This is a genomic window from Flavobacterium turcicum (genome assembly GCF_011365745.1).
Taxonomy (GTDB): Bacteria; Bacteroidota; Bacteroidia; order Flavobacteriales; family Flavobacteriaceae; genus Flavobacterium; species Flavobacterium turcicum.
In genome coordinates this window covers 1-13,432 of record NZ_JAAOBY010000003.1, presented here as the reverse complement: position 1 = coordinate 13,432, position 13,432 = coordinate 1, and the positions used below count along the sequence as shown (strand labels likewise).

The 13,432-nt window shown below is 36.3% G+C and carries 7 protein-coding genes; 4 read left to right on the top strand and 3 right to left on the bottom strand.

Annotated features, from left to right (window positions below; all coding sequences use genetic code 11):
• Positions 1 to 29 precede the first annotated feature (29 nt).
• Positions 30 to 545: a hypothetical protein gene (locus G9Q29_RS06810; RefSeq protein WP_166134706.1), complete on the top strand. Its 516-nt coding sequence runs from the start codon at positions 30 to 32 to the stop codon at positions 543 to 545.
• Positions 546 to 575: 30 nt separating this feature from the next.
• Here the strand turns inward: G9Q29_RS06810 and G9Q29_RS06805 are convergent, their stop codons facing one another.
• Both G9Q29_RS06805 and sucC read right to left on the bottom strand, forming a co-directional pair.
• On the bottom strand, positions 576 to 2,141 hold the full coding sequence (locus tag G9Q29_RS06805) for a protein adenylyltransferase SelO (protein WP_166134703.1): 1,566 nt from the start codon (positions 2,139 to 2,141) through the stop codon (positions 576 to 578).
• 152 nt (positions 2,142 to 2,293) lie between these two features.
• Positions 2,294 to 3,487: an ADP-forming succinate--CoA ligase subunit beta gene (gene sucC / locus G9Q29_RS06800; protein WP_166134700.1), complete on the bottom strand. Its 1,194-nt coding sequence runs from the start codon at positions 3,485 to 3,487 to the stop codon at positions 2,294 to 2,296.
• Between the two features lie 402 nt (positions 3,488 to 3,889).
• Here sucC and gltB point away from each other — a divergent pair, with 402 nt between their 5' ends.
• The 3 genes from gltB (at position 3,890) to lysA (ending at position 11,390) form a co-directional block, all read left to right on the top strand.
• Entirely contained in the window at positions 3,890 to 8,407 is a 4,518-nt protein-coding gene (gltB, locus tag G9Q29_RS06795) for a glutamate synthase large subunit (RefSeq protein WP_166134697.1), read from the top strand.
• A gap of 2 nt (positions 8,408 to 8,409) precedes the next feature.
• On the top strand, positions 8,410 to 9,864 hold the full coding sequence (locus G9Q29_RS06790) for a glutamate synthase subunit beta (RefSeq protein WP_166134694.1): 1,455 nt from the start codon (positions 8,410 to 8,412) through the stop codon (positions 9,862 to 9,864).
• 305 nt (positions 9,865 to 10,169) lie between these two features.
• Positions 10,170 to 11,390: a diaminopimelate decarboxylase gene (gene lysA, locus G9Q29_RS06785; RefSeq protein ID WP_166134691.1), complete on the top strand. Its 1,221-nt coding sequence runs from the start codon at positions 10,170 to 10,172 to the stop codon at positions 11,388 to 11,390.
• Positions 11,391 to 11,451: 61 nt separating this feature from the next.
• On the opposite strand, the gene pafA is transcribed toward lysA, so the two are convergent.
• Positions 11,452 to 13,065, bottom strand: a complete 1,614-nt coding sequence (gene pafA / locus G9Q29_RS06780) for an alkaline phosphatase PafA (protein WP_166134688.1) — start codon at positions 13,063 to 13,065, stop codon at positions 11,452 to 11,454.
• Between the last annotated feature and the right edge of the window lie 367 nt (positions 13,066 to 13,432).

Sequence of the window (13,432 nt, the reverse complement as noted above, 5' to 3'; positions counted from 1 at the left end):
AGGATTTTTTTTAATCAAAATCAAATCCTATGAAACGGCTATTTTCTTTACTTTTTGTATTTTTTGCACTAAATCTTTCTGCTCAAACTAAAAAAGTTGCCGATCCAGCTTTCTTTTTTGATGGCAAATTGGTTTCGCAGGAAACCATAGCTTACATCGAACCCGACCTTATTGCAACCGTTAATGTCATAAAAAGAGATACAACAATAAACAATGTCCGTTTTGAAGGTCAACTTTTTATTCAATCCAAAAATCCGAAACAGTTTGACTTCATGACTTTGGAACAAATAAAAAATGAATATACCAAAGTCAAAACCAAAAGTGTGGGATACGCAATCAACGGTGAAATAATTAAAGACGGAATCGAAACTTTACAGTTAAATCGCAATTATATCTTAGAGGTCATTACAACCAACACCACCGAATTTTACAATTTAAGTTCTGGAGAAATTCAATCAGACATCATTCACATTCTCGGAAAAACTGCAAAAAACATCAAGGATAAAAAGGAGCAAATTTTAAAAAATGCTTCAAAAAAAGAATAAAACTAAAAGTAAAAAATTTTGGTTTGCGGTTTACGAACTACAACTCAACATACTACAACCTACTTTTTCACGAGCCCAATCTGGTCTTTTTGCAAACCATTTCTCAAATTCGGGTTGTTCCTCGTATGGTTTTTGAAGCACATTAAATAATTCTATTACAATTGAATAGTCTCCTTTTTCGGCGGCATCAATAGCTAATTGCGCCATATAATTACGTAACACATATTTCGGATTACAAGCATTCATTTTGTTTGTTCGCTCTTCATCTGAAATAGTTTCCTTTTGTAAACGATTCAAATAATTTTGCAACCATTGCTCCCACTCGCTTCTCACATTCTGAGGCAATTGTGCTTCATTATAAAAAGCAATTCGAATAGTCTCAAAAGCTGCTTCACCAGCGTTATCTTTTGTGATTTTACTCAACATTCTAAAAAAGAGAGTCATATCCGTTTCTGCCTTTTCTAATAATTGCACCAAAGTGCCAATTAAAATCAAATCATTTTCGGCATCGCCCGTTAATCCCAATTTATCCTGCATCATTTGTAAATAATCCTTTTCGTAATTGGATTGAAAAGACTCTAAAACAGCTTCTAATGGCGCGGCTTCCTCAATAAGAAGAAATAAAGCATTTGCCAATTGATACAAATTCCACAACGCAATTTCGGCTTGATTACCAAATCGATATCTTTTGTATTGGGCATCAGTCGTATTGGGTGTCCATCCTGAATTGTAATCCTCAAGCCAGCCGTAAGGTCCATAATCAATCGTAATTCCGTGAATAGACATGTTATCGGTATTCATTACACCATGCACAAAACCCACGCGCTGCCAATGAATAATCATGGTACGAGTCGCTTTTGCAACAGCACTAAAAAGGGCAACATATTTTGACACACCTTCTTCTTTTATATCCGAAAAATGGTGTTTGATGGTATAATCAGTCAATAATCTTAGATTTTCAAGATCATTGCGGGCGGCAAAAATTTCGAAGCTTCCAAAACGAATAAAAGAAGGCGCTACTCTGCATACCACTGCACCTTTTTCATAAGCAGGATTGCCATTGTATAAAACATCACGTAAAACCGGATCACCTGTTTCCATCAAAGATAAAGAGCGCGTTGTAGGAACTCCCAAATGATGCATGGCCTCAGCACACAAATATTCACGGATAGACGAGCGCAAAACAGCAAAACCGTCTGCATTTCGAGAGTACGGTGTAGGTCCGGCACCCTTTAATTGAAGAGTATACAGCTGATCATTATTTATAACCTCAGTCAAATTTATAGCACGACCATCTCCCAACTGCCCAGCCCAATTGCCAAACTGATGTCCTGCATAACACATGGCATACGGTTTAGTTCCCGAATAAACTGTTGATCCTGAAAAGACCTTTAAAAACTCAGGACTGTCCAAATCAGTTTGTGATAAACCAATAATGTCTGCAACTTCAGCAACGGCATGAATTAACACAGGTTTAGATGGCACTACCGGTTGCACATATGAAAAACAAGCTTTTTCTACTTGACGCGGAATGTTATTTTGATCTTTATCAGCTGGTAATTCCGTAATAAAGCTATTGTGTATGTGAAGTTTCATAAACTGTTTTTTGTAAAGACAAAGGTAAATCAAAGGGCTAACAAATCAGTTACTGTTACAATTTTATTAGCAATAGTTTAGGACAAAGTAAAAGCAAAAAAAAACCTGTTTGCCAGAAACAAACAGGTTTGTAATATATAACAAAAAATAAATTAAGAAAGTGCCGCTTGTACTTGATCAGCTGCTTCTTGGAATTCAACAGCAGATAAAATTGGCATTCCTGAATTATCGATTAATTCCTTTGCAATAGCTGCATTGGTACCTTGTAAACGAACAATGATTGGAACTTTAATAGCATCACCCATATTTTTGTAAGCGTCAACAACACCTTGCGCCACACGGTCACAACGTACGATTCCACCAAAAATATTAATCAAAATCGCTTTCACGTTTTGATCTTTTAAGATAATACGGAACGCAGTTTCAACACGTTTTGCATCAGCAGTTCCTCCTACGTCAAGGAAGTTAGCAGGCTCAAAACCAGCATATTTTATTAAATCCATAGTTGCCATTGCAAGACCTGCACCGTTAACCATACATCCTACAGTACCGTCAAGGTCAACATAGTTTAATCCTACTTCTTTTGCTTCAACTTCGATTGGATTCTCCTCACGAACGTCACGCATGTCAGCATATTTTGGTTGTCTGTATAAAGCATTATCATCGATATTTACTTTAGCATCAACAGCCATAATTTTATTATCAGATGTTTTCAAAACCGGGTTGATTTCGAACATAGATGCATCTGATCCGATGTATGCATTGTATAAAGAGTCGATGAATTTCACCATTTCTTTAAAAGCATTTCCAGAAAGACCTAAGTTAAAAGCAATTCTTCTTGCTTGAAAACCTTGTAATCCTACAGAAGGATCAATTTCTTCCGTAAAAATCAAGTGTGGTGTGTGCTCAGCAACTTCTTCAATATCCATTCCACCTTCAGTAGAATACATGATCATGTTACGTCCTGTAGCTCTATTCAATAAAACAGAAACATAAAATTCAGAAGTTTCACTTTCACCAGGATAGTATACATCTTCAGCAATTAATACTTTGTGTACTTTTTTACCTTCAGCAGAGGTTTGAGGCGTGATCAATTGCATTCCGATGATTTGTTCTGCAATTTCTTCTACTTGCTGTAAATTTTTAGCAAGTTTAACTCCTCCACCTTTTCCACGTCCACCTGCGTGAATTTGTGCTTTTACCACATACCAACTTGTACCGGTTTCAGTTGTTAATTGTTTGGCAGCAGCTACCGCTTCAACTGGGCTATTAGCAACGATTCCGCGTTGAATACGCACTCCGTAGCTAGCTAAAATCTCTTTTCCTTGATATTCGTGTATGTTCATAATATAGAATTTGTCTGGCTTCTGAAATTTTTTCAGATTATAAAGTGGCACAAAAATAGCAAAATTATGTGTAACTGCTCTTTTTTTTACTAAAAAATTGGGGAATTATTAGTGATGAAAGACTACCTAAACCGTGTCAACCAAAACAAATTTAAGCTTCTGTTATAATTTTGTTATATTTTTTTACTCCCCGTTGAAAATCAGCTTTGTTTATGCTTTTCCACTTGCGATTTGTCTATTTGTAGACTCGAATTTTATCGAAAAAACAAATCACCTCCCTTTAAATCACGTTTTTATATTTTTCACAACGTTTTTCTGTTATTACTATAAAAAATACTCGTATTTAACCAATTTGACTAATATTCCATACTAAATATTTAATTTTGAAGAAAAAAATTAAGCATGAAAGTTAAAGAACAAGGTCTGTATTTGCCCGAATTTGAACACGATAATTGCGGAGCAGGATTTATTTGTAATCTAAATGGAATTAAGTCGAACGATATTATTCACAAAGCACTTGACATTTTAATCAAGTTAGAACACCGCGGTGCCGTGAGTTCTGACGGACGCACAGGAGATGGGGCTGGAATTTTATTTGATATTCCTCACGCTTTTTTTAAAAAAGTCTGTGATTTCGATCTACCTGAAATAAGAGAATATGCAGTTGGAATGTTGTTTATGCCTAAAAGTGCGAACCAACTTTTATTTTGTAAAACTACTTTTGAAAAAGCCATTCAAGATCAAAACTTATCTATTTTAGGCTGGCGTACCGTTCCAGTTGATGTTACTAATTTAGGTGCAATTGCCGCCGAAAAAGAACCTAATGTAGTTCAAGTTTTTGTGGGTAAAAATGGGCAAGATTTGACAGAACAAGCCTTCAATGCCAAAATGTTTGCTGCAAGAAAAATAGCAGAGCATACCGTATTAAATTCCAGAATATCCGAGAGCTATCGTTTTTATTTCTCCAGTTTTTCTACCACTACCATAATATATAAAGGTCTATTAATGCCCGAAGACATCAGCAGGTATTACACCGATTTACTCGATGATGACTTGGTAACTCGCTTGGCGCTGGTTCACCAACGTTTTTCTACCAATACTTTCCCATCTTGGGAACTCGCGCAACCCTTTCGCTATATGTGCCACAACGGAGAAATCAATACACTCCGCGGAAACATAAGCCGCATGCGTGCCCGTGAAGAGTTGATGAAAAGTGATGTTTTTGGCGAAGACATCAAAAAGCTTTTCCCAATTATCTTGGAAGGAAAATCAGATTCTGCCTCAATGGATATGGTTATTGAATTGTTACTGATGACAGGACGTTCCTTGCCTGAAGCCATGATGATGGTGGTTCCTGAAGCTTGGGAAAAACACCAAACGATGTCAGAAGATAAGAAAGCTTTTTACGAATACAACGCCTGTATTATGGAACCTTGGGATGGTCCAGCCTCTATTCCTTTTACAGATGGTAACGTTATTGGAGCGCTATTGGATAGAAATGGTTTGCGTCCTTCTCGATACACCTTAACCAAAAGTGGTTTCGTAATTATGTCCTCTGAAATTGGTGTATTAGATATCAAACCAGAAGATGTGATTCAGCACGGTCGATTAGAACCAGGGAAAATGTTTTTAGTTGACATGAATGAAGGCCGAATTATAGAAGATGACGAAATCAAAAATGCAATTGTCACCAAGCGCCCTTACAAACAATGGTTAGATGAAAATTTACTTCCGTTAGCGCAAATTCCATATACTGACAATCCTATTCCTGTTGAAAATATTGATTTTGAAACCAGACAGCGCTTATTTGGATATACGATTGAAGATTTAAAAACCATCATCAACCCAATGGGTGCCGAAGGAGCCGAAGCGCTAAGTTCAATGGGGAATGATACTCCTCTCGCAGTATTATCTGATCAGCCTCAATTGTTGTATAATTATTTCAAACAACTTTTTGCACAAGTAACTAACCCTCCGTTAGATGGTATTCGCGAGGAAATCATTACTGATATTAGCTTGGCCATTGGTGGCGATTATAATATTTTTGATATTGTTCCCAAGCATTGTAAAAAACTAAAAATCCAAAATCCTGTTATCTCCAACGAAGATTTGGACAAAATTCGAAACATCGATCATGCCGATTTCAAGTCGGTCACTATTTCAATGTTGTACGAGATCAAAAAAGGCGTAAACGGCTTAGAACGCGCACTTGAAAAAGCAGTGCAAGCCACCTACAAAGCAGTTGCAGAAGGCTGCAATATTGTAATTTTGTCAGACAGAGGTGTTAGTGAAAAAATGGCTCCTATTCCAATGTTATTGGCGTGTTCGTATATTCATCATTCGCTAAACATTCTTAAAGTTCGATCAAAATTTGGGATTCTTATTGAATCGGCAGAACCACGCGAGCCGCATCATTTTGCCCTATTATTTGGTTACGGAGCAAGTGCCATAAATCCATATATGGTCAACGAAATCATCCACAATCAAGTAAATGCAGGATTTATCACTGGTGTAAAAGCTGATTATGCCATTAAAAATTACAACAAAGCCATCGCAAAAGGTATTCTGAAAATCATGAATAAAATCGGAATTTCTACTTTGCATTCGTACAGAGCGGCACAAATTTTTGAAATCTTAGGACTGAACAAAACTTTTAGTTCTAAATATTTCCCATACACACCATCTCGAATTGAAGGAATTGGCTTGATGGAAATTGAAAAAGAAGTCAAAAAAAGATACCAAAAAGCCTTTCCAAATTCCAAAGTAAGTAATTTACTTCCACTCGAAATTGGTGGTGTTTACAGATGGAGAAGATCAGGTGAAAAGCACATGTTCAATCCAACTACTATTTCTAAATTACAACAAGCAGTTCGTTTAAATAGTCCTGAAAGTTATAAAGAATACTCTAAAATGGTCAATGATCAAAGTGAAAATTTGATGACCATAAGAGGCTTATTTGAATTCAACAACTTAGATCCTATCCCTTTGGATGAAGTGGAGCCTTGGACTGAAATTGTAAAAAAATTCAAAACAGGTGCCATGTCATATGGATCCATCAGCCAAGAAGCACACGAAAACCTAGCCATTGCCATGAACAGAATTGGTGGTAAAAGCAATTCTGGAGAAGGAGGAGAAGATCCAAAACGTTTTCAAAAAGACTTAAATGGAGACTCGAGAAATAGCGCTATCAAACAAGTTGCTTCTGGCCGTTTTGGGGTTTCAATCAACTATTTGACCAACGCTCGTGAAATACAAATCAAAATGGCACAAGGAGCAAAGCCTGGTGAAGGTGGTCAATTACCTGGTGAAAAAGTAGTGCCTTGGATTGCCGAAACTCGAAATTCAACACCATATGTTGGCTTAATTTCGCCACCACCTCACCATGATATTTATTCAATTGAAGATTTATCGCAGTTAATTTTTGACTTAAAAAATGCCAATCGCGAAGCTAGAATTAATGTCAAATTAGTTTCTGAAGTTGGTGTAGGTACAATAGCCGCTGGAGTTGCAAAGGCAAAAGCAGATGTGATTTTAATTTCAGGATACGATGGAGGAACTGGAGCCGCTCCGTTAACTTCATTAACTCATACCGGAATTCCTTGGGAACTTGGTCTTGCAGAGGCGCAACAAACATTGATTTTGAACGATTTACGAAGCCGCATCGTTTTAGAATGTGATGGCCAACTAAAAACGGGTCGCGATGTAGCTATTGCTGCCTTACTTGGAGCAGAGGAATTTGGTTTTGCAACAGCGCCATTAGTAGCTTCAGGTTGTATCATGATGCGAGCCTGTCACTTGAATACATGTCCGGTAGGTATTGCAACACAAGATCCTGAATTGAGAAAAAATTTCAAAGGAACGCCAGAGCACATTATCAACTTCATGTATTTTATTGCCGAAGAATTGCGAGAAATCATGGCGCAATTAGGCTTTAGAACATTAAAAGAAATGGTTGGTCAATCACAAAAACTGAATGTAAACAAAGCCATCAAGCATTACAAAGCTAGTGGATTAGATTTGTCTTCCATTTTATACAAGCCAGAAAAAGCAAAAGAAGTTCCCAATCACAATACAACTACTCAAGATCATGCTTTAGAACATGTTTTGGATTTTGATATTATCAAAGCGGCGATTCCATCAATTTACAGAAAAGAAAAAACAAGAGTCACCTTCGATATCAAAAACACCGATCGATCTGTAGGAGCCATATTGAGTAACGAAATCTCAAAAATTTATGGCGCACAAGGATTACCTGAAGATACTATTTTAGTTGATTTTACAGGATCGGCTGGACAAAGTTTTGGGGCTTTTGCAACAAATGGTTTATCATTTAAAATTCATGGCAACTGCAATGACTATCTAGGCAAAGGGCTTTCTGGCGGAAAACTAATTATTAAAGTTCCTCCTACTGCTACTTTCAAACCCGAAGAAAACATCATTATTGGTAACGTGGCACTATACGGGGCTATTACTGGTGAAGCCTACATTAATGGTATGGCAGGAGAACGTTTTTGTGTTCGAAATTCTGGAGCAACTGCCGTTGTTGAAGGAATTGGAGATCATGGCTGCGAGTACATGACAGGTGGAACTGTAGTAGTTTTAGGAAAAACTGGAAGGAATTTTGCAGCCGGTATGAGCGGTGGAATTGCGTATGTTTTCGATCCCAACAAAAAATTTGATGCACGAGTTTGTAACATGGAAATGGTTGGCTTGGAATCTTTAGAAGAGGACGACTTCACTAAACTACGTCGTTTGATTAAAAATCACTCGCTGTATACGAGTAGCCCTCTAGCAAAAAGAATTTTAGAGGATTGGGAAAATCAAAGTCTGCATTTTGTAAAAGTAATGCCTACAGATTACAAAAAAGCGTTGCAGCGCTTAGCCGAAGAAAAAGAAATTAAAGAACTAATAGCATCATAGTCATGGGAAAAATAGGAGGATTTAAAGAATATTCTAGAACCGACGAAAGTAATGTTGCAGTTCCAGAAAGAGTAACAAATTATAATGAATTTACAATTCCATTAACCAAAGATAAAATAAAAGAACAAGGTTCCAGATGTATGGATTGCGGCATTCCATTTTGCCACAGCTCGTGTCCGTTAGGAAACTTAATTCCTGATTTCAACGATATGGTGCATCAAGAGGAATGGGAAAGTGCACTGAAAATATTACAATCTACTAATAATTTTCCTGAGTTTACAGGAAGACTTTGTCCAGCTCCTTGCGAAAAATCATGTGTTCTAGGAATCATTAGCGAGCCAGTTGCTATCGAAAATATTGAAAAAAATATTATTGAAAGAGGCTTTGCCGAAGGTTGGATCAAACCACAACCTCCAGGGGTTAGAACCGGAAAAACAGTTGCCGTAATTGGATCTGGACCTGCTGGTTTGGCGGCAGCACAACAATTAAACCGCGCCGGACATACCGTTACAGTATTCGAAAGAGACAATGCCATTGGTGGATTATTGCGTTATGGAATTCCAAATTTCAAACTAGAAAAAGGGATTATTGATAGACGTATAAAAGTTTTAGAAGCGGAAGGAATTACATTTAAAACCAATGTCAATGTGGGGATAAATTATGAAATTTCAGAACTCAATAATTTCGATTCTGTTGTATTATGCGGTGGTGCTACAGAGCGTCGCAGTTTACCAACAAAAGGAATTGAAAGCAAAGGTGTGGTGCAGGCAATGGACTTTTTAACACAGCAAACCAAAGCATTATACGGTGAATCGATTCCTAATCAAATCAAAGCAACTAATAAAAATGTTATCGTTATTGGCGGTGGAGATACCGGATCAGACTGTGTAGGAACGTCAAACCGTCATGGTGCCAAATCAGTTACAAATTTTGAAATTTTACCAAAACCTCCAGTAAGCCGAAGCGAATCAACTCCATGGCCTTTTTGGCCCTTGCAATTAAAGACGTCTAGCTCTCATGAAGAAGGTTGCGACAGAAACTGGCTCATCAATACGAAGGAATTTATAGCCAATGAAGCTGGAGAACTGGTCGGCTTGAAAACCGTTGAAGTCGCTTGGAAAATGACACCTGGTCAGCGACCTGAATTAATTGAAAAAGAAGGTTCCGAAAAAATCTGGCCTTGTGACTTGGCACTTTTAGCACTCGGTTTTACAGGCCCTGAAAAAACATTAAGCGAGCAGCTAGGTATCAAAATTGACTCCCGTAACAACTATCAAGCTACCAATTACCAAACCAATATTCCGCATATTTTCACTGCAGGCGACATGCGTAGAGGGCAATCCTTAATTGTTTGGGCAATTTCTGAAGGTCGTGAAGCCGCCAGAGAAGTAGATAAATACTTGATGGGTTATACCAATTTACCAACCAAAGGAAATGGCGATTTGCCTAGCCTATAAATTGTTTTAAACAATCAAAAAATGACTGCCAATTTAATTAATGGCAGTCATTTGATTTTTTAGGAGGTGCGCCTACCTCCACTATCGTTGCGGTAGCGTCGGGCTGTTCACTTCAAGTCCGCGCCGCTTTCGTAAAAACTACAGCGTCTGTGGGCTATCCGCTACCATCCCTCACCCAAAGTGAAAATTCGTATCTAAAACACTAATTTGTTTAAAATATAACTTTTTGTTACAATTTGTTAGAATTCATATCTTCCCTTGTAGGACTAAATAAAGAGTAATAAATTTGTTCAAAATTAATAATTATGCAATCAAAAGACTTAGTACAATTAGCAGAACAATTTGGTAGTCCATTATACGTATATGATGCCGAAAAAATACAATCTCAATACAACAGACTATCCAAAGCTTTTTCTAAGGTAAAACAGTTGCGCATCAATTATGCAATGAAAGCCTTATCAAACGTGGCGATACTTCAATTGTTACGAGAAATGGGTTCAGGTTTAGATACTGTTTCTATTCAAGAAGTACAATTAGGCTTGCACGCAGGCTACGAACCGGAAAAAATATTTTATACTCCAAACGGTGTTTCGCTTGAAGAAATAGAAGAGGTTGCAGCAATGGGAGTTCAAGTAAACATTGATAATTTATCAATTTTGGAACAATTTGGAACAAAATATCCAAACGTACCAGTTTGCATCCGAATCAATCCTCACGTTATGGCAGGCGGAAACGCCAATATATCTGTAGGTCATATTGATAGTAAATTTGGAATTTCAGTTCACCAATTACCACATTTAGTTCGCATTGTAGAAAATACAAAAATGAATATCGTAGGTATACACATGCACACTGGTTCCGATATTTTAGATATTGAAGTGTTTTTGTATGCAGCTGAAATATTATTTGATGCCGCAAGAAATTTCAAAAACTTAGAATTCTTAGATTTCGGAAGTGGGTTTAAAGTGCCTTACAAAAAAGACGACATCGAAACAGATATTGAAGAATTGGGTAAAAAATTATCAAAAAGATTCAATGCTTTCTGTGATGAGTACGGTAAAGAATTAACATTGATTTTCGAACCAGGAAAATTCCTTGTAAGTGAAGCTGGATATTTCTTAGCAAAAGTTAATGTCGTTAAACAAACAACTTCAACCGTATTCGCAGGAATCGATAGTGGTTTCAATCACTTAATTCGTCCAATGTTTTATGGTTCTCAGCACCATATCGAAAACATCTCAAACCCAAAAGGGAAAGAGCGTTTTTACTCTGTAGTAGGATATATTTGTGAAACGGATACATTTGCAAACAACAGAAGAATTGCAGAAATCAAAGAAGGCGATATACTTTCATTTAGAAATGCAGGAGCCTATTGTTTCTCTATGGCATCAAACTATAACTCCAGATACAAACCTGCTGAAGTTTTATGGATGAGCGGCGAAGGACATTTAATCAGAGCCCACGAAACCTTTGAAGATTTATTGAAAAATCAAATTCCATTACCACAAGCAATAGCAGCGGTTTAAAATAGAAAATCCCATTTACAGTCAATCAGATGTAAATGGGATTTTTCAATTCAAAAAACTATTATTTATCAAGTAAAGTTTCTAAAACTTCTGACTCAGTGCCATTCGTAAACGGAATTTTTAACATTTGCGAAAGTGTTGGTGCAATTTGAGTGATATATTTCTTTGCGTGTAACTCACCTTTAGGAACATGCCATCCATAAAAAAGAAGGGGTACATGAGTGTCATAACTATTTGGAGATCCATGTGTTGTGCCCGTAGCCTGATATTCCATATAGCCAGTCTTATCAAGAATAACTAACTCACCGTTCTGCTTAGGATCATAACCTTTAGCTATGGAACTCAAAAAATAATCATCACCAGACGAAGCTAAAATTTCTTCCTCAGTGTACACTCTTTTGATGTGTTCTTGTGTCATCAAAAATCCTTTGAATCTCTCTTTTACTTTTGTTAATTCTAAACCTTTTTGTTTTACCAAATCCATATTAAAAAATACATTGAAATTAGAATAGTCCAAGATAAGATCTACTCCAAAAGTTTCATTTGAAAATTTCTTTAAAGATTCAACAAAACCCTTAGTAGGTACATTTTTTACATTGTATTTATTATCCTTTAAATAATTTGGATTTTCTGCCCCAGCATGATCAGCAGTTAAAAAAACCAAATAATTATCTTTTCCAACTGTCTTGTCTAAGTAATTTAAAAATTGATCTATATTTTGATCAAGGCGTAAATAAGTATCTTGCAGTTCTATAGAACGAGGTCCAAAAGTATGACCAACATAATCTGTAGAAGAAAAACTAACCGTTAAAAAATCCGTTACATCATCTTTTCCTAACTCCTCTTTTTCAATAGCTTTCATAGCTAAATCTGCTAAAATATCATTACCAAAGGGTGTAGTTCGTAACACATCAGCTCCTTTATCTTTATAGATCTTAGCTAAATCATAAGGAAAAACAGGACCATTAGCTTTATCTAATTTCCCCTCGTATGGATTATCATCAGCTAAACTTTCATTATAGGTTGCTAATGGCTTCAATAAACTCCAACCTTTATTTACATAGTTCATAAACCGTTTTTCTTGGTTGAATTCAGTTACCCAATTAGGCAAATTTGCACCATAAAACGTACTTGAAATGAAGGAACCTGTTGAACTGTACCAAAATGCCCAATTAGCAAAATGTCCTGCTGGTAAAATAGCACCACGATCTTTAATACTCAATCCGATTACTTTACCTCTAAAATTAGTTGCCATACGCAACTCATCTGTAATAGTAGTACTTAAAAGATTTCTAGGTGACATTGCACCCTCTTTATCCGTACCATCACCTATTGTTTTAACAGATGCATCGTCAGTACAATACATATCTTTTCCCGTCGCTTTATTGAACCAATCATTTCCAACAATACCATGCGTTGATGGAGTTGCTCCAGTATAAATACTGGCATGACCTGGCGCAGTATAAGTTGGCACATAATTATAATGCATATTATGAAAAGTATATCCATTATTCATCAATCTTTTAAATCCATTTGCAGAAAAATCATCTGAAAAACGATATAAATATTCCATTTTCATTTGATCTACTACTATGCCTACTACCAATTTAGGGCGTTGTTGAGCTTGTGAGTTTAGAGACAAAACAACTGTCAAAAACAAAAAAATTTTCTTCATATTATAAATATATTTTATACAAAAATACAACATAAAGTTTAAACCCACTGTTGACAATTACCTCATGATACTAATTTAATAAATTATTAACCCGATAATAAATTATAAGATAGACTCCATAATAAATAGAATAATATTTTAGAAGACAACACCGCTTAAAAATGCCTTTAGAAAGCTGACTAAAATAAATTTTAAGAATATCCTATATTTTTAAAGTTCTCAAAATTTAAATTTACTATCATTTAAACGCAAAAAACCCTCCCACACATTAGTGTAGGAGGGTTTTTATCTGTACTCAGAGCGGGACTTGAACCCGCACGAACATTGCTGTTCACTGGATTTTAAGTCCAGCGTGTCTACCAATTTC

Bases quoted from the DNA above. Each gene is read 5' to 3' on its own strand.
- G9Q29_RS06810 (WP_166134706.1), top strand. From the start codon at position 30: ATGAAACGGCTATTTTCTTTACTTTTTGTATTTTTTGCACTAAATCTT.
- sucC (WP_166134700.1), bottom strand. From the start codon at position 3,487: ATGAACATACACGAATATCAAGGAAAAGAGATTTTAGCTAGCTACGGA.
- gltB (WP_166134697.1), top strand. From the start codon at position 3,890: ATGAAAGTTAAAGAACAAGGTCTGTATTTGCCCGAATTTGAACACGAT.
- G9Q29_RS06790 (WP_166134694.1), top strand. From the start codon at position 8,410: ATGGGAAAAATAGGAGGATTTAAAGAATATTCTAGAACCGACGAAAGT.
- lysA (WP_166134691.1), top strand. From the start codon at position 10,170: ATGCAATCAAAAGACTTAGTACAATTAGCAGAACAATTTGGTAGTCCA.
- pafA (WP_166134688.1), bottom strand. From the start codon at position 13,065: ATGAAGAAAATTTTTTTGTTTTTGACAGTTGTTTTGTCTCTAAACTCA.
- G9Q29_RS06805 (WP_166134703.1), bottom strand. From the start codon at position 2,141: ATGAAACTTCACATACACAATAGCTTTATTACGGAATTACCAGCTGAT.